The sequence below is a fragment of the Psychrobacter sp. LFX-11D genome (assembly GCF_904846475.1).
In the GTDB taxonomy this organism is placed as follows: Bacteria; Pseudomonadota; Gammaproteobacteria; order Pseudomonadales; family Moraxellaceae; genus Psychrobacter; species Psychrobacter cryohalolentis.
Window position 1 is genome coordinate 1 of record NZ_CAJHAV010000021.1, and the last position, 19,049, is coordinate 19,049.

At 42.2% G+C, this 19,049-nt stretch carries 14 protein-coding genes and 1 pseudogene; 12 read left to right on the forward strand and 3 right to left on the reverse strand.

What is annotated here, in order from left to right; all coding sequences use genetic code 11:
- Positions 1–605 precede the first annotated feature (605 nt).
- Positions 606–1,958, reverse strand: coding sequence for an 8-oxoguanine deaminase (locus JMX75_RS12145; RefSeq protein WP_201532486.1), 1,353 nt, complete (start codon positions 1,956–1,958; stop codon positions 606–608).
- A 303-nt stretch (positions 1,959–2,261) separates the two neighbouring features.
- Entirely contained in the window at positions 2,262–3,032 is a 771-nt protein-coding gene (locus tag JMX75_RS12150; RefSeq protein WP_227673068.1) for an IclR family transcriptional regulator, read from the reverse strand.
- A 263-nt stretch (positions 3,033–3,295) separates the two neighbouring features.
- Between JMX75_RS12150 and JMX75_RS12155 the strand changes: the two genes are divergently transcribed.
- From JMX75_RS12155 to ampC, 11 genes and pseudogenes are all read left to right on the forward strand, one after another.
- Positions 3,296–4,276, forward strand: coding sequence for a YhdH/YhfP family quinone oxidoreductase (locus tag JMX75_RS12155; RefSeq protein ID WP_201532488.1), 981 nt, complete (start codon positions 3,296–3,298; stop codon positions 4,274–4,276).
- A gap of 178 nt (positions 4,277–4,454) precedes the next feature.
- On the forward strand, positions 4,455–5,651 hold the full coding sequence (gene benE / locus JMX75_RS12160; RefSeq protein ID WP_201532489.1) for a benzoate/H(+) symporter BenE: 1,197 nt from the start codon (positions 4,455–4,457) through the stop codon (positions 5,649–5,651).
- A gap of 249 nt (positions 5,652–5,900) precedes the next feature.
- Positions 5,901–6,602 carry a YceI family protein gene (locus JMX75_RS12165; protein ID WP_227673069.1) on the forward strand — a complete coding sequence of 234 codons (702 nt, stop codon included), beginning with the start codon at positions 5,901–5,903 and terminating at the stop codon, positions 6,600–6,602.
- Between the two features lies 1 nt (position 6,603).
- Positions 6,604–7,962: a cytochrome c gene (locus JMX75_RS12170; protein WP_201532490.1), complete on the forward strand. Its 1,359-nt coding sequence runs from the start codon at positions 6,604–6,606 to the stop codon at positions 7,960–7,962.
- Positions 7,963–8,051: 89 nt separating this feature from the next.
- Complete coding sequence (locus JMX75_RS12175) at positions 8,052–9,653, forward strand: flavin monoamine oxidase family protein (RefSeq protein WP_201532491.1); 1,602 nt, start codon at positions 8,052–8,054, stop codon at positions 9,651–9,653.
- A gap of 49 nt (positions 9,654–9,702) precedes the next feature.
- Positions 9,703–10,347, forward strand: coding sequence for a c-type cytochrome (locus tag JMX75_RS12180; RefSeq protein WP_201532492.1), 645 nt, complete (start codon positions 9,703–9,705; stop codon positions 10,345–10,347).
- Between the two features lie 437 nt (positions 10,348–10,784).
- Positions 10,785–11,534 (forward strand): MBL fold metallo-hydrolase, encoded by a 750-nt coding sequence (locus tag JMX75_RS12185; protein ID WP_201532493.1) that lies wholly within the window; start codon positions 10,785–10,787, stop codon positions 11,532–11,534.
- Positions 11,535–11,686: 152 nt separating this feature from the next.
- Positions 11,687–11,845 (forward strand): hypothetical protein, encoded by a 159-nt coding sequence (locus JMX75_RS12190; protein WP_201532494.1) that lies wholly within the window; start codon positions 11,687–11,689, stop codon positions 11,843–11,845.
- Between the two features lie 348 nt (positions 11,846–12,193).
- Positions 12,194–14,848, forward strand: a complete 2,655-nt coding sequence (locus tag JMX75_RS12195; RefSeq protein ID WP_201532495.1) for a copper-transporting P-type ATPase — start codon at positions 12,194–12,196, stop codon at positions 14,846–14,848.
- A gap of 79 nt (positions 14,849–14,927) precedes the next feature.
- Positions 14,928–15,211, forward strand: a pseudogene (gene tatA / locus JMX75_RS12200) (Sec-independent protein translocase subunit TatA).
- A gap of 245 nt (positions 15,212–15,456) precedes the next feature.
- Positions 15,457–16,632 carry a class C beta-lactamase gene (gene ampC / locus JMX75_RS12205; protein ID WP_201532496.1) on the forward strand — a complete coding sequence of 392 codons (1,176 nt, stop codon included), beginning with the start codon at positions 15,457–15,459 and terminating at the stop codon, positions 16,630–16,632.
- Between the two features lie 86 nt (positions 16,633–16,718).
- Here the strand turns inward: ampC and JMX75_RS12210 are convergent, their stop codons facing one another.
- Positions 16,719–17,585: a hypothetical protein gene (locus tag JMX75_RS12210; RefSeq protein ID WP_201532497.1), complete on the reverse strand. Its 867-nt coding sequence runs from the start codon at positions 17,583–17,585 to the stop codon at positions 16,719–16,721.
- 899 nt (positions 17,586–18,484) lie between these two features.
- Between JMX75_RS12210 and JMX75_RS12215 the strand changes: the two genes are divergently transcribed.
- Positions 18,485–18,874, forward strand: a complete 390-nt coding sequence (locus JMX75_RS12215) for a DUF6122 family protein (RefSeq protein WP_201532498.1) — start codon at positions 18,485–18,487, stop codon at positions 18,872–18,874.
- Positions 18,875–19,049: the final 175 nt, after the last annotated feature.

Consider the following 19,049-nt stretch of genomic DNA (forward strand, 5'->3'; position numbering starts at 1 on the left):
TCAATGCGATAGCTGTGAAGATGAAGTCTAAATAAAAATGTCTCATGACACATCCTGTCTGGTTGCGTAAAGCTAAGGTTGTCTATTATAGACGCAGCATAAAAAAAGTGGCTATCGCTAGCCACTTTTCCATGTGTGATTTTTAATAAAATATAAAGTATTCTTAAAGAATCTTCTATGTAAAATTGTGAACGTGTTTGTTATAGATAACATTCTATGGTTTGGCGTCAAAAAATATCTTGTACATTATCTAAAATTATTACGCCAATAAAAGATAACTTTACTAGAAAAGCACTAAAATTTGATTGTCTTAAGTCAAGGGCTTGAAATACTTCTATAGTCAGTCCTAAATAAAATAAGTACAAATATTATAACGCGCTACTGGTATAAATTTTTCTTGCTTACTGTGCCTGCGCAGACAGAGGCGGCGCAAAACTTATTCCAGTAGCACTTTGTTTGATTTATAGTGGATTGACTATAGTAATATCAGGTTCTCTATATTTTAGTGAATCTAATATTACTATCTATACCGCATACCAGAATGTTTGAATCATAATTAGGGAGCCACTATTCTTTCCATCAATGTAGTTTATATTCACATATTTTTAAGCACGTGCTAAATCCGCCGCTAGCGTAATTTGTTTCGCCATCAATTGATTCATATCGACACCGACTATTTGACCCTCTAATACACGCCATTTACCGGCAACCATTACCTTATCGGCTTTGGTTGCGCCACAAAGTAATAGCGCTGCAACAGGAGAACCTGCGCCCGCAAAGCGTATTTCATCAAGTTTAAATAGCGCGATATCGGCTTGTTTACCGACTGCTATCTCCCCAATATCATCACGCCCTAAACACCCTGCTGAGCCTTTAGTGGCCCATTCAAACGCTTTTTGATGGGTTATTTCCTTAGCACCATAACGCAGGCGTTGTAGCAATAATGCTTGACGGACTTCACCAATCATATTCGAACCGTCATTTGACGCGGACCCATCAACACCAAGACCGACAGGGCAACCCGCCGCTTGTAGGGCAAGGGTAGGGCATTGTCCTGACGCTAATAACATATTTGAGGATGGGCAGTGGGCAATACCCACATGCGCTTTACCCAATCGTGCTATTTCTTCATCATTAAAGTGAATACCGTGCGCAAGCCATGTACGATGATTTAACCAACCAACGCGCTCAAGATAGTCTACAGGACGCACGCCAAACATTTTTATACAAAAGTCTGTTTCATCATGGGTTTCGGCCAAATGGGTATGTAATCTGACATTAAGATCTTGAGCTAAATCAGCCGTTGCTCGCATGAGTTCTTCACTAACAGAAAATGGGGAGCATGGGGCTAGTGCTATGCGGGTCATCGCGCCATTGTCATATTGGTGATAGGCTTTAATCAATCGCTGGCTATCATCTAGGATCTCATGATCGGTTTGAATGGTGGTTCGAGGAGGCAGGCCGCCCTGATCTTCACCTAAGCTCATTGAGCCACGGGTCAGGTGCACGCGGATACCCAGTTTGGTTGCCTGCTCTACTTGAATATCAATAGCATGCTCTAAACCATTAGGAAATAAATAATGATGATCACTGGCTGTAGTACAACCAGAGAGTAGTAATTCGCAAAGCGCTATTTGGGTAGATGTTGCTATCATTTCAGGGGTTAGTCTGGCCCAAACGGGATAAAGACTTTGCAGCCAAGGGAAGAGATTTTTGTTTAACGCGGCAGGAAAAGCACGGGTCAATGTCTGATAAAAGTGATGGTGGCTATTGATTAAGCCAGGTATAAGAACGTGTTCATGGGCATCCACTACCTCATCAACCGCTTGCAAGGGTTGTTCACCAGCCCTTATTAATTCGACAATAAGATCATTTTGAATAACGATACCGCCAGCATAAGTGGGGTCTAAACAGTCGAGGGGATTTTTGATCCAAATTCTTTGAGAGTTAACCTGCATAGTGACTCCTATTAGTCATCAGGTTTAGGAAAGATTAAGAAAAATCTTAATCGCTTAAACCCGGATGTAGGAGCTACTAACACACAAACCGGAAAGGTGTGAATAGTAGTTGATTTAAAATCACGGCTATTTAATGATCGCCTCCAAATCATTGTTCATAAATATCTTGGCAAAAAACCACCGTGTTGTCAATTATTAAGTAACTTGTGTTCTGCTTGACCTATGTGACTTATGATCTATACCCTGTTAATCAAGAAAAAAAACGGCTATGGTATTTTGCTAGTAACCCAATTGGACAAATGACTATAGAGAGTCTTGACTAAAAACAACAGACAGCTCATTTGCAGCTTTCTGCAAAAGAGGTACATGGCTTAATAACGCTTCTAAAGACTTTTTGACAGTGGGACCATGAGTAAATACGGTGGCAAATGCTTGCTGCTCACCATTTGGAATGAGTACCGCACAGGCGACCATGCCTGGAATAAACTCTTCGTTATCTATCCCTATTTGAGTATCACGCGTTTTAGCGATGGTCTGCAGTAGCTGATTTTTATCGGTCTGTGTGTTGGTGGTCAAGGCATGTATCGACATTTTATCAATAATACGTTCGCACTTATCTGTAGGTAGCTGTGCGAGAAGTAACTTACCACTGGCACTTGCCCAAACTGGAATATGAGAACCCGCAGGTAAGTATATTTGCAGTGGCCAATCAGACAATACGCGATCGACGTAAACCACGTCTAAATCTTGCATAATCGCAATGCCTACTGTTTCTCCTATTTGTGCCGAAAGCTGTTGCAAGATTGCCAGCCTTTCAGTTTTGAAGTGGTTGTTTTGCCATAAATCTATGGCTAGCTGATAAGTTCGTTTTCCGCATGTTACTTTCCCAGGCAGATCTAATTGGACGAATCCGAGATTCTGTAGCTGTTCTAGCAGTCGATACATACTTGGTATCGGTATGTCTAACGCTTCTGCTAGGTCGCTGACACTCATAGGTCTTTGAGACTTGGCTAACATTTCAACTATCTGCAAAACACGCTCAACGCTTGAGCCTTTTTTTTTAGCATTATTCATGGTTTGATTCATATCCTTAGCGACACAACGCCGCATAATTACGTCCATTATAACGAGAAGGCTTGAGCGTTTACATCTTGTTATGACAAATCAATTATGTTATTTTACATAACGATAATTTATCTATCGATATATGAAAATTAATGTAGCATAAAAAATATATTGGTGAAATGCTCACTTCTAATTTAAGTGATTAAAGGCGAACAATCCTCTCGTTACAAATACTGAGGTTTTGTAGTCCTAAGAATATATAAGGAATAAATATGAAAGCCTTTGTAGTAGAGAAACTAGCGGACAGAGCGTTTTCTTGCGCAATACAAGAAGTTCCTGTACCAGAATGTGATAAAGATGAAGTGGTCATAAAGACAACTTATTCATCATTAAATTATAAGGATGCTTTAAGCTCCGTAGGCAATCCGGGTGTGACTAGAAAGTTCCCGCATATCACCGGTATCGATGTGGCCGGAGTGGTACACGAAACGACATCTGATGCCTTTACAGTCGGAGAAAAAGTATTGGTGACTGGCTATGACTTAGGGATGAATACTGATGGCGGTCATGCAGAGTTTGTCAAAGTCCCAGCGTCATGGGTCGCCCGTATTCCTGACACAATAACTGATAAAGAAATTATGACTTTCGGTACTGCAGGATTAACCGCAGCTTTGAGTGTTAATGAGTTGCTAGATAACGGTGTCAAGCCAGAAGATGGTGAGGTTTTAGTCACTGGTGCTACTGGTGGCGTGGGTTCTTTAGCGGTTTCTATCCTAAATAAAATTGGCTTTACTGTCATTGCCGTATCAGGAAAAGAGGAACAAATTGATTATCTTAAACGAATTGGCGCGTCAGAAGTTATCCTTAGAGATACTTTTAATGAGGACGCTAAAAAACCCATTATGGCTGAAAGATATGCAGGGGTCGTCGATACGGTTGGCGGTGATATTTTAGCCAATGCCCTAAAATATATAAAATATGATGGGGTTGCTACTTGCTGTGGGTTAACAGCGTCACATGAACTCAATACCAATGTATTCCCATTTATTTTAAGGGGCGTCAGACTCATAGGTATCGACTCGGTTGAATGTAAACTTGAGAAGAAACAAGCGGCATGGGACAAACTGGCTGGTGAGTTTAAAATAGCTACTTTAGATAGTATTACTAACGAGATTGGTCTAGAAGATATCAAAGACACCTACGCATTGATGCTAGAGGGAAAGTCAGTGGGTCGGTATGTGGTGAAAATATAAAGGACATCTATTTTCTTGTCGATATGATATGTACTAAGAAACTCTTAATTTTTTAAAATTAAGAGTTTCTTAGTTTCTATAGATAAAGTTTTATCGACTAGTAATGACTCGTATAAGAGGTCATATTTATCCTAAAGATGATCAATTGATAAAATTATAGAGTTTTTAGGAACGTAAGATGGTAACTGTAATACAAGATTTAAAACAAGACTGGTCACTTTCAGCGTCTGTTGCTGGCTTTTTAGCGGTACTCATTGCTTATGCAGGGCCACTGGTTATTTTCTTTCAAGCGGCACAAGCAGCACAAGTGTCAGAGGCCATGATGGCGTCTTGGATTTGGGGTATATCGATAGGCACTGCGATACCTGGTATTTATCTTTCTATCAAATATAAAGCGCCGATAGTGACTGCTTGGTCCGCTCCAGGAACCGTGCTGCTCGTGACATTGTTTCCACAGATGAGTATTAATGAGGCCGTTGCGGCTTACATTATCTCAGCCATCGTTATTTTTATGGTCGGCGCGACTGGCTATTTTGATAAGGTTTTACAGTGGATTCCTAACAGTATCTCCGCCGGTATGATGGCAGGTATCCTATTTCAATTTGGCTTAGGGTTATTCGTCGCCACTGACACCATGCCATTTATTATTTTTAGTATGTTGGGCTGTTATTTATTGGCCAAGCGCTTGTCACCGCGCTATACAATGATTTGGGTATTATTATGTGGCGTCACCTTAAGTTTGCTACTTGGCAAGATGAACCCTGTCGATATCAACTTTACGATGACCATACCCGTCCTCATCTGGCCAGAATGGTCCTGGCACGCAACGTTTAACCTTGCAATTCCTCTTATTCTCGTGAGCTTAAGCGGACAGTTTTTACCCGGCATGGCTATCTTGAATTTAAGTGGCTATGACACGCCGGCGAAACCTATTGTCATGGCCACTAGCATTGCTTCATTAGCGGTTGCTTGCGTAGGAGGTATCACCATTACATTAGCAGCAATCACCGCTGCACTATGTACGGGAAAAGATGCGCATGAGCTCAAAGAAAAGCGTTATATCGCCGGTGTCGCTAATGGTATTTTTTACTTATTAGGGGGACTGTTTGCTAGTAGTATTGTGCTGGTGTTTAGCTTGTTACCTAAAGAGCTGATCGCCGCTCTAGCTGGTCTGGCGCTAATAGGTGCTATCTCAGCCAATATTACGGTTGCCATGAAAAATGATAGTCAAAGAGAATCGGCACTGATTACTTTTTTAGCCACGGCATCTGGCATGCAGTTTTTGGGATTGAGTTCGGTGTTTTGGGGCATCTGTATCGGTATGATTGCTCACTACATATTGACTAAAAAAAGCAGCAAGCCGGTTGAGGTATAACTGGTTGGTAAAAAGGTGATTGATTGAAAGATATTCTTAGTGATTATGGTTGGGAATTATGAGTCCAACCCTCTGCTACAATTCATTTAACCGCTTGGTTATCATATTCTGATAGTTTTCGATCAATATAGTAAGGCAGTTCAATAACAGACACAGTACTAATCTTAAAAACTCCTCCAAATAAAACAATACTAGTAAACGCTTAGAAATCGTGTCATAAGTAAGATCACACAACAAAGGAATGTTGTCATGAGCCAGCTTGTATTTGACAAAGTACTATTGCATTACTACAAGCCATTAGGGACGTTATTATTGCTGGTAGGTTGTACGGTTAGTAGCTTTGCCGCCACCTATAAAATTGAGCCTGACACCTCTAACGTACGTTTCGCTATTGACCACCTCAAAACCTCTGCCACCACTGGCGGCTTCTATAATGTGACGGGAATACTCCAGTATGATCCGAGCGCAAAAACTGGCGACATCTCTCTCATTATCCCCATAAAATCCTTAAACACAGGCAATAAAAGCTTCACTCTCAAACTGATGGGCTCTGATTTTTTTAATATGGAACAGTTTCCATTGGCTCATTTTGAATCTACCAAATGGCATTTCACCTCTGACGAAGAAAACCCAAAGGTCACACAAGTGGATGGCAAGCTAACCTTAAACGGTCAGACCCATCCTATTAGCTTATTGGCGACCAAATTTAATTGCTATCTGACCGCTCTAGCTAAGAAGAATATCTGCGGAGGCAATTTTACCGCCACTATTGACCGTACTCAGTGGAATATCAAAAAATATGTCTTATTCGGCATGACTAAAAATCTGACTTTAAATATTCAAGTCGAAGCGTCTAAACAGGAGTTTTTTAAATTCAGTAAACAATTAGCGTGTCATAGAGTCATAGCCAAAGTTGTTAAAAATGAGTTTTTTCCAGCCTCGCGAGGATAGTATGAAGCCAATTTCTATAATGTTATCAGCACTTGTACTTAGTATGGCTTCTAGCGCTGTCATGGCTGATAGCGCAGGCTCACCTCATGTGCCGAGCCCATTCAATATCAGCCCTACTACTAGCTTACCCAATGTAAGCCCCATGAATAGTGATTTAGCCAATCGCGGTGCCTACATTGCCCGTACTGCTGACTGTATGGCGTGTCATCGCGAGGACTATAGCGGCGGCGTCGCGATTGAAACCCCTATTGGTAATATTTACTCGACCAATATCACGCCCTCCACACGTTATGGTATCGGCAACTATACTGAGACTGATTTCAAAAATGCCTTGAAAAAAGGTCGTGCGCCTACGCAGCAGCTTTATCCTGCGATGCCATATCCGTCTTATCATGGTATGGCTGATATGGATATCAGTGCACTATTTGCTTACTTTCAAACCGTACCTCCAGTAGAGGAGCCACCTGAAAATACCACTAAGCTACCATTCCCGTTAAATATCCGAACATTAATGTTGGCTTGGAATGTGATTAACGTGCCTTCTACAGAAAATCGTGCAGGGCTCACCCAAACCCAGCAACGCGGTGAATACCTCGTTAATAATTTAGAGCATTGCGGCACTTGTCATACCCCACGCAACCTTACGCAAGGTCTTGATAAGAAAAAATATTTATCTGGTGCGCCGCTTGGTAAATGGTATGCACCTAACATTACCCCAGATAATGACAGCGGTATCGGTCGTTGGAGCGAGAGTGATATCGTCACTTATCTACGTACTGGCATGCTCGACAAACGGGCTTATGCAGGTGGACCAATGGCTGAAGCCGTCGCCCATAGTACACGCTATCTAAGCGATGGCGACTTAATTGCAATGGCTGCTTATCTAAAAGTCGTACCTATCCTCAAGACTGACGATTACGTGATACCTATAGATACATCACGGCTGCCTAATCCGGTCAGCAGCTCTATTGCTTATAATTTAATAGAGCAAAAAGACTATTTAGCGCAGGCAAAAACATCCACGAATGCTCATTTTAATAATGACCAAAACTCACCAAAAGCGCTATATCTTGCTGCCTGTGGCAGCTGTCATGGGGTCGATGGTTACGCGCAGCCCGATGCTCGTTACGCCTCTATCGTAGGACTGAGTAGTATTCGTCGCGTTAAGCCAGACGCACTGATTAACGTTATTGCTTATGGTGCAAAAGGGGCGTTAAACACAGCACCCAAAATGCCAGGCTTCGAGAAAGAGTTAAGTCATGCGCAGATTGCCAGTATTACCAATTACGTGCGGGTAAGTTTCGGTGGTCTACAAAGTAGTGATGTTAGTGCTGCTGACGTTAAACGCATCTTAAAGTAAGTGCCATTAACCCCACTATCGATACAGCTATAAAAATACTTAATGCAACCTGATGACATGGATGACGGTTCTATAATAAGGATAATAAAATGAATGATATGCTTCAATCGCCCACCCGTCGGCAACTGCTATCAATGATCGGTAAGACCGCAGGGGCTACAGCAATGTATCAGGCGATGACTACGTTAGGATTTGCTTCGGAATCTAGTTTTAAACAAGAGATGAATTTAAAGGGTGCGCCTGCTGGCGCTAGCATTGTGATCCTTGGCGCAGGATTGGGCGGACTCACCGCTGCTTATGAGCTACGTAAAGCCGGCTATAAAGTCACTGTTCTTGAGTTTCAAAATCGCGGTGGTGGTCGCAGTTGGACACTAAACGCAGGTGATAAATATACCGAGCTTGGTGGCGCCGAGGTGACTTGTGACTTTAAAAAAGGCAATTACTTTAATGGGGGACCATGGCGATTGCCCGTTCATCATTATGCGGTATTCCATTATTGTAAAAAATTCGGTGTGGCACTACAGCCCTTTATACAGACCAATGACCGCGCCTATCTACACCGAACCACCCATTTCAATGGTGCACCGCAGCGATTGGGTGAAGTACAAAGTGACATACGTGGCTATGTCTCAGAGCTATTATCCAAAGCAGTCAATACCGGTAGCCTTGATAAGACAGTTAATAAAGAGGACAAGGAGAAACTCTTAGAAGGATTAAAAGGTTGGGGCGTCCTTGATAACAATTATCGCTATGTCAAGAGCCATGAAACCAGCAAGCATCGTGGCTACAGTGTTTATCCGGGTGGCGGGCTCATGCCTGATGCCAAACCCTCGACACCGATACCGATGGACAAGCTCTTAAATTCAGGGATGTGGTCAGATATTTATAGCAACTATACGACATATGACCATCAACCAGCGATGTTTCAGCCTGTCGGTGGTATGGGGAAAATCGGTGATGCATTTACTCGCGAATGTCGAGACATGATTACGTTTAATGCTAAGGTCACTAAGATTTATCAAGATGAGAGCGGTGTCACTGTCGATTATGTCGATAGTAATAACCCTGATGGTCAAAATAAAACCGTGCGCGCTGACTGGTGTATCTGCAACATTCCACTATCCGTATTGACTCAAATTGATATTAACGTCTCAGCGCCGATGAAGCAAGCGATGGCAGCGGTACCTTATGACACCTCTTATAAAGTAGGTTTAGAGTTCAAACGCCGATTTTGGGAAGAAGACGAATGGATTTACGGCGGTATCACCTATACCGATATGCCCATCTCACAGATATCCTATCCTTCACACGGTATGTTTACCACAGGCTCAGGGGTGCTACTCGGCGCGTATGGATTTGGAGAAGCCTCTTATCGATTTAATACGCTGAATCCAAAAGAGCGTATTGATGTGGCACTACAGTATGGTAAGCATATTCATCCGCAATATACCAAAGAGTTCCGCTCTGGAACGTCAGTCGCTTGGCACCGTATTCCATGGTCGCTCGGTTGCTATGGCATTTGGAGCGAGTCAAGCCGTGATCAGTACTACGATACGCTATGCGCGATTGACCACCGTATCGTACTAGCAGGTGAGCACTGCTCGCATATCCCAGCATGGCAAGAAGGGGCAATTTTATCTGGCATGGATGCCGCTCAGCGACTACATCAAAAGGCAAAAAAACTTGGTTAGTAGAAGTGATTATTACAGTAAATTAATCATAATAAATTCAGAGGTAATCATGGGCATGATCAAACCAAACCTGCTTGCTGTGGTAATGATATTAGGTATCGGAAGCACAGTCGCGCTATCAGGCTGTAGCCAATCCACTAACGCCAATGCTGTTACTCTCGCCCGTCAGCAACAAACCACGCAAATGGTCTTTGATAATCAAGCCAGTCGCAATAATGGTGCATGGGGTGCAGTGTATATGACTAAAGAAGCACTTAGGTCGCCAACAGCCAATATCGTCGATGTCAGCTCACTACCGAAAATGGCAGAGGATGTTAAGCTGCAAAAGTGGTTAGCAAAATTCGAAGGGAGTGCGGACGGTAAAAAGGGGTTTATTACTACCAATGGTAAAAAGCTCTATAATGATTCTTGTGCTGGCTGTCATATGCAAGATGGTAAGGGCGCAAAGGGGGCAGGTTACTATCCTCCGCTTGCTGATAACAGTAAGATGCAATCAAAGTACTATATCATTAGTGTTGTGATGAATGGTCTACGCGGTATGCCATCCTTTCAAAGTATGATGAATGATGAACAAATAGCAGCGGTCACTCAATATGTGCATAGTGACCTTAATAAATTTACCGATACAGTCACTGCTGCCAACGTTGCTCAGCTCCGTCATGACTTTCCACCGGGTTCTGATCCGAGTGAATAATTTTATTTTATGATATCAAATCTTTAGACACTAACTTGGGAGAGTTTAATCAGTAAGCTCGATGATAATGAACCGTGCTGTCGATTTCATAATTATTAAATTCATATACTGAAGATATGATGTTTAGTATTACGGAAGATTATATAAAGAGAGAAGATTATGAAAGGGCGTGTAATAACCTAAGAACCAATCTTAACACTATGGTTATTTAATACAGCAATTCATTGATGATACCGCATCACTCGCTTGCCGTATTGACCAGCTCAAGAGCAAATATCGAAGACCCACGAGTCCAACAGCTTTGGTCTGCTAATGTCACATAAAAACCATACAGAGTAATGCTTTATGAATACACTATATTAGAACATAATATATAAAAAATAGGTGCAATAACCAGTGTGTTGGGCATCATCCCTTACCTTATACAAGGAATAATCATGATATTTCGTCAATTGTACGAACCCCTTTCGAGCACTTATACCTATCTGTTAGGGGACGAGGATACAGGTCAGGCTATCCTGATTGATCCGGTCATAGCGACCATGGATCGTGACTTGGCTGAAATCCATAGATTGGGACTGGAGTTGGTCTACACAGTTGACACGCATATCCACGCAGATCACATTACTGCAGCGTTGGAGATGAAGCGTGCCGTCGGTAGCAAGATTGCAGCGCCTGCCTTTGACCGTCTACCATGTGTGGATGTCGGGCTGGAGGAAGGAACACCTTTGCAGGTTGCTGGTATTACCTTGCACCCATTGCATACGCCGGGACACACCGATGGTCATTTTGCGTATCTCTTTAATGAGCGGGTATTCACTGGCGATGCTTTACTTATCGATGGATGTGGCCGGACCGACTTCCAGAATGGCGATGCCGATGCGCTGTATGAATCTGTGCGGCAGAAACTTTTTTCTTTACCAGACGACACGCTGGTCTATCCTGCGCACGACTACAAGGAGCGCTTTGTCTCTTCAATCGCGCAGGAAAAAAAGCGCAATCCACGGCTTGGCGGGGACATAACACTTGAAGAATTCAAGGTCATCATGAGCAACCTAAATCTATCATATCCAAAATTCATTGACTATGCTGTCCCTGGTAACCAGCAGTGTGGCGTCTGCCCAGAGGATTTACCAGAAAATTTAGCCACTTACTGTCGCCAGATGATGCAGAGCCCTCAAGGATAATGTTACTGATTTTAAGGGAGTCGACATTTAATAATGATTAATTTATCGGCTCTGATATTGAAGAGATATAATTAATGAGCATTTGATATTCCCATGCTTAGCGCGCACACTACTATTAATGCCAATACTATAATCTACGGAGAAGTACTATTATGAACGGCATAATGAATGGAGAAATGATGCAGGGAACGATGATGCAAGGGATGGGCTGGGCCTGGATGATTCTCTGCCTACTGTTTGCGCTACTTCTTTTTGCTGTACTTGTGTTGATATTGATGGCAATTCTGAAATATCTGCGTAAACCCGATTAAAGCTTGTAATAAAGAGATGCGTGTAGTCGTCGGGAAATGGCTTTTGAGTAGCGATCTCATAGAGTCTGAATCTATATTTTAGATAAAACTATCCAATAGAGAGTTATTGTTCTTCAATGTTAGATGCAAATATATTATTGGATGGCTGAGACTTTCGCTATACGCCTTTCTTCAGCAGCCTAACAGTAGCCCAATTTTAAGTGCTATTGGTACATATTACCTTTTCTCTAACATCCGTCTCTAACATCAAAATTAAGATTTTATCAAATAGTAATCATGATAACGGCCATCTCTTAACCGTTGAGTTAGAGCGCAATCTTTACTCAATATACGTGAAGGAGTTATCTGATGAATCCTAATAATAGCGATAAAAAGAATGGCCATAGTGGTTTAGAGTCAAACAATACTAACCAAGCCTATACTACCTTCAAAGAGTATAACCAAGTGCCAGCTGATTATAATGGCGCCGTTTATACCTGTCCGATGCATCCAGAGGTGAAAGACGTTACAGATAGCGGCTGCCCAATATGCGGTATGTCTCTTAAACCTGAAGACACTGTTGCCGAGATGGCAGCAATGAAAGATGACCATACCAACTGCCACAGCGCGTCGAATACCGATACTCATCTTACTAAAGATAGTAAATACGACAAAGTACCAGAGAACTATAGCGGTACGGTCTATATTTGTCCGATGCATCCCGAAGTGAGAGATGTTGAAAAAAGTGATTGCCCAATATGTGGTATGTTCCTCAAACCTGAAGACGAGGTTACTGATGAAGACAGTCATTCACATTGTCATGGCAAAGATACTGACTGTACTAAGGTAAAATCTGTCAAAGGCGGCAAATACGACAAAGTCCCAGCTGATTATAATGGTGCCGTTTATATTTGTCCCATGCATCCAGAAGTCAGAGATGTGAAGAATAGTGGCTGTCCAATATGCGGAATGGCACTTGAACCAGAGACGGCTACTATTGGTGAGGAGGACACCTCAGAGCTCGACGATATGACACGCCGTTTCTGGATATGCACGGTGCTTACCATACCACTATTTCTATATGCAATGAGTGACATGGTAGGTCTAAGCTTAGACAACCTTGGTCAAGGTGATATCTCTGGACAGATCGCTCAGTGGATTCAGTTAGGGCTTGCGACACCAGTGGTGTTATGGGGAGGTGCACCGTTCTTCGTCCGTGGCTGGCAATCAATAAAAAGCCGAAACCTGAACATGTTCACTCTGATTGCAGTTGGTGTAGGCGCAGCTTTTGGTTTCAGTCTAGTAGCAACTTTTCTTCCGGATATTTTTCCAGACAGCTTTAGAGATGCCACTGGCCAAGTTGGGGTGTACTATGAAGCAGCAGCTGTCATTGTGACCTTGGTGCTATTGGGTCAAGTATTAGAACTCAAAGCCAGAAGTCAGACCTCAGGAGCAATCCGTGCGTTACTCGAGCTAGCACCACCAACGGCAAGACTTGTGGATGAGAACGATGTCGAGATCGAAGTATCACTTGATGAAGTTATCAGCGGTGACACACTGCGAGTCAAGCCAGGAGAAAAGCTTCCTGTAGACGGTACGGTACTTGATGGTAGTAGTAGCATTGATGAATCAATGGTGACTGGCGAACCAATCCCAGTCTTAAAGGCACAAGGAGATACGGTCACCGGCGGCACAGTCAACGGTACTGGGACACTACTGATCAAAGCGGTTGACGTTGGTGATGATACTGTATTATCTAAGATCGTCAAGATGGTTGCTGAAGCCCAGCGCAGTCGCGCACCAATACAGAAACTAGTCGATAAGGTAGCAGGGTGGTTTGTACCGATAGTACTTATTTGCTCTATCATTACCTTTATTGTCTGGGCGATGTTCGGACCTGCGCCTGCAATGGCTTTTGCGCTGGTCAATGCTATCGCTGTATTAATCATCGCCTGCCCTTGTGCGTTAGGGCTCGCCACACCGATGTCGATTATGGTGGGTACTGGTAAAGGAGCACAAAATGGCGTGCTTATCAAGAATGCTGAAGCGTTAGAGAGCATGGAAAAAGTCGACACTATCGTTGTCGATAAAACCGGAACGCTGACAGCAGGCAAACCAGAGCTTACCGCTATCGAAGCGCTGGGCGGTTTAGATGAGAATGAACTTCTTGTGCTCGTCGCAGCGGTAGAGACTGCCAGCGAACATCCTCTGGCAGAAGCTATTGTCAAAGCTGCAAAGGCAAAATCTCTCGATATGGTTAAGGCAAGCGATTTTAGTTCAACTACCGGTGAAGGCGCGCAGGCGCTGGTCAATGGCAAGCAAGTCGCCGTAGGCAACTCAAAATTCATGCAACGCCTTAATAGTTTTGATAGTACGCTTTCAGAACGCGCCGACAAGCGCAGAAAAGATGGTGAAACTGTCATGTTTGTCGCAGTAGAGGGGCAAGCTGCTGGTCTCATATCAGTCGCTGATCCGATCAAGCCGAGTACCAGTGAGGCAATATCGCTGCTGCACAAAGCGGGACTGCGGGTAGTCATGCTGACAGGTGATAATGAGATAACGGCTAGAGCGGTTGCTAGTAAGTTAAAGATTGATGAGGTACATGCTGACGTCTCTCCAGAAGACAAAAACCGTATCATCAAAGAGTTGCAAAGTAGTGGCAAGGTTGTGGCTATGGCGGGTGACGGTATTAACGATGCTCCCGCTCTTGCCCAAGCAGATGTCGGCATCGCTATGGGCACAGGAACAGATGTGGCCATGGAGAGTGCTGGGATCACGTTAGTGAAGGGTGATCTGATGGGAATCGTAAGAGCCCATAAACTGAGCCATTCTACGATGCGCAATATCAGACAAAACCTGTTCTTTGCCTTTATCTACAATGCCCTTGGGGTGCCGATTGCGGCGGGTGTTCTGTATCCGTTCTTCGGGCTTTTACTAAGTCCAATGATAGCGGCGGCGGCTATGAGTCTCTCGTCAGTATCTGTTATTGGTAACGCGCTGCGGTTGCGACGTTTGAAGCTGTAATTTTGGTACGGTGAAGAGGGTTTTAAAGCATACATACACATACTGGTCTTATCAAGGCCTAAGATATAAGGATACCGTTATGGGCAGTTTTTCTATAACACATTGGCTGATTTTATTGGTTGTGGTTGTTGTCGTATTTGGCACTGCTAAGCTTAAAATGCTGGCAAGGATTTAGGCGGTGCGGTAAAGGGTTTTAAAGAAGCGGTCAAAGATGAAGAAGCTGAGCATGCTCGCAAGAATCGGGTGCTTAGCCATGAAAATAGTACGCCTGCTGCAAGTAATGATTTAAATACGCAGGTAGATACTCAGGCTGAAGATATAAAGATTAGCCCTGTTACCGCTGATCATCAGCACAAAGTATGAAGCGCGCCTTTTGTTCCAGTAATAAATATTATGAAAAATGGCTTTAGATAGAAGAAGCCAGTTTTCAATGATCCCTTTGAGGTACATTCTAAAAGATCTATTCCATGATACTAAATCGCTAAGATTGTCGGGGATTCAGCATTCTGAGATAATGTAAAACGGCATACCCGAACTGAAAGCAAAGCGCTATTTGCATGCTCACTAAATTATCAGTACATCTATCAGAATAAATGAGAAACCCTATAATGAAACAACCCTTTCAAACCTTTTTAAATCAAGTGGGATTTACCGCTTTAGTGACAGCATCATTACTATCTGGAACCGTACAAGCAGCGGATAACAATGACCATCTAAAGAGCGCTGTTGATCAACAAGCCAAATTACTAATGAATGAGCATAATATTTCAGGAATGGCTTTTGGTATTATTATTGATGGTAAATCACACTTCTATCATTATGGTTTGGCTGATAAGAAAGCCAAAATACCTGTCTCAGAAAACACTATTTTTGAGCTAGGCTCAATCAGTAAGACGTTTGCTGCTACTTTAGCCAGTTATTCAGAATTAAATGGCACACTTAAATTAGAAGATACCGCTGATAAATATATTCCCTACCTAAAAAACAGCGCCATTGGCAATACCAAGCTGATAAACCTAGCCACCTATTCAGCTGGTGGTCTACCACTACAAGTCCCTGATGAAGTCAAAAACAATAAAGAGTTGCTACGTTATTATAAATCTTGGCAGCCTGTATTTCCTATCAACTCAAAGCGTTTATATTCCAACGCCAGTATCGGTCTGTTTGGTTATATATCTGCATTGAGCATGGACGCTGATTACACACAGTTGATGGAAGAAAAAATACTGCCGTCACTCAATATGCCCAATACCTTTATCAATGTGCCTAGTGACAAGATGGCTGATTATGCATTTGGTTATAACGCTGCTGGCGATGCTATCCGAGTCAATCCTGGCATGTTAGACGCCGAAGCCTATGGTATTAAATCCACCATCACAGATATGACGCATTTTATGGCGGCTAATATGGGGCTAGTACCGCTGGATAAAGATATTCAGCAAGCGTTAGACAATAATAGAAAGGGTTACTATCAGGCGAGCACTTTTACCCAAGGGTTAGGATGGGAGATGTACCCTTATCCTACTCAGCTAGATACCTTGCTTGAAGGCAACTCAATGGACGTGGTACTAAAGCCTCAAGCCATTAAAACAGACAATCATCCAACGGCTGTTTTAAATAACGTCTGGGTCAACAAAACAGGCGCTACTAATGGGTTTGGTGGTTATATCGCTTATATTCCTGCCGAAAAATCAGGCATTGTCATTCTGGCAAATAAAAACTATCCAAATGCAGATAGGGTTAAAGCAGCGTATACAATTTTAGAGAGTGCGATAACTCATTAATTGAGCATGAGTCACAAAGCACCCTTATAGAAAACAGCCTTTCGTAAATAACCCAGCTAGATGCTGGTTTTTTTTGCGTTCAGTTTTTAAGAGCAGCCTTCGACCAAATAAATCGCTTCTGGTATACCGATATCGATGCTTTCTACCTCACCTTTTAATAGGCTTTTATTGTCTGCTGTCCACTCAGTCGCCTTAATCTGATAATCATTAAACTTTTGACCGCCCTTGATATGATATTCAATTTGTAGGGGAAACTTATCCTGTTTATTATTAAGCTCAATATTTTCGTCTTTTAATGATTCTCCGAGTGGGCTTTCTTTTATTACCTTGAAATTAACATTAACAATCAGGCTATAGTAGTCACCATTAACCGCATATTTATCGACCTCGTAAGTGAGCTCGTCATTATGTGCTTTCATAACCGCTGTGGCTGAATTACCAACGTTGATGTCTTTATAAAACGGGATGCTTGGATCCTGAATACTGATCAGAGCAACCTTGTTGTCTATGATTTGATATAGCACAGAAGCACGATCACCGTACTCTTTATCGATATAACTCAGTGCTGGATTACTGACGTAATAGCATTGTTCGTTATCGCTCTTGGCTTTGGTCATTCCTAGGCTACTTAGCAGTTCAGGAGTAATCATCTGACCGAAGCTTAGTTTCTGATACCCTGACGGGCTGACGATTTGCTCATCAGCTATACCTGCTGCTTCGTTAGTTTGTGCTTTATCCATAGCACTCGTATCTGTAGGCGCTGGATTGATAGATGCCTCATCATTCTTAGCCATGTCTTTATCTACAGTATTCGTATGCGCAGTGCCGTCATTATTCGAAGATAAGGGCTGTGAGTCGCAGCCTATCATCAGTTGGACAGTACCGATTAGTAAAGTAGAAATCACTGCCGTCTTAATTATCGGCAATGATGATTTTGAATGAAAAGTTAACATGGCTTAATTCCCGAATCCGAATCATTGATATTAATATATACCTTAATGAACCTTGTATAAACTGTCTTTTCTATGCTCGATTTCATTGATGCTAAAGTTTGATTGATACGTACACAGCGCACCGATCACGAATAGTATATGTATGGCATGTATATCATAAAATACACCGTAGCTATTTCAGAGAATAAAAATATTGATACCATTAGCCTATAGCTAAACACTCGAGTCTTTAATAGGGTACCGAAATCACTGAATAATGTAATACTTGTTGAAGGGCTTTAATTGGGTTCAATTCCCTATATGGAAATCGAACTTCTAGTGTTGGATATAAATTTAATGGCTATGAGGTCGATAGCATGGGTCATCATCATTAAGCTTTATTATTAAAATTTCCTAAGTTAGTTTCTACAGTATTGTCAGCATTGAACACCAGACAAGTCACTATGTTAAATAATTTACTCACAGACTTTTATGGCAAGGTGACCACTAAAAAATGGTCAGTGATGACCAAGTGTTCTATAGATACAGCACTGCGTGATATTAATGATCTGATAGAAAAGGAGATGCTGAAAAAATCCGAGGCTTCGGGGCGTAGTACGAGTTACGAGGTGGCTTTGTAATAAAGAACATATGGTTCTATGATGCGTAACGCAATAGACGAGCTAGTTCAGCATTGTGATAGCGGTCTATTTTAAGTGGTCTATTAATAGGTATGAAGGGTGAAATAGCTGGTTCCACTTGGGTATGCCCTATATTAACTATTAATTTTTTGGACAGATACAATGATAAGAGAGTGAGTGTATGATGCATATATTTCACATGCACTTTAAAGAAAAAATATCTTATGTTTTATATGAAATTGATTTTCCACTACAAACTATCTTAAATCGGAAAAAGCGATGATTCAAACCGTTATCCATTATTTTCTACATTTTGGTATGCCATTGGTCATCGCCTATATATTTTTTCGTGACGACTATAAACGAGTATATTTGATTCTTTTAGCAACCATGCTAGTTGATTTAGATCATCTGCTAGCGACACCTATCTTTTCGCCCGATCGTTGCAGTATTAACTTTCATCCGCTGCATACTTACTATGCAATGGCGGCATATGCGGCTATGCTATTTCTACCAAGGCCCTATAAAATAATTGGTTTAGGGTTACTTCTACATATGCTAACTGATTTGAATGACTGCGTGATGACCTATCTTAATTGTCCGCAGTGTTTGAGTGAGGCGCCTGCCCGTGAGTTGGTAGCATGGTTAGGCAGAGCGACTAAGTTTTGATACGGCTGTGACTACATCTTTTTGTGCCTCTCTCATAGATCACATCTTCAATAACTCCTAGAAGTAGATATATCGCTATCCAATCCTAAATAAGTCCTCGCATTAGACCGCTTGTGTTCCAATTCGAGGATTGAGTTTATTTAGCTTGTTACTCTAAGCTTAGTGAGACAGCTCT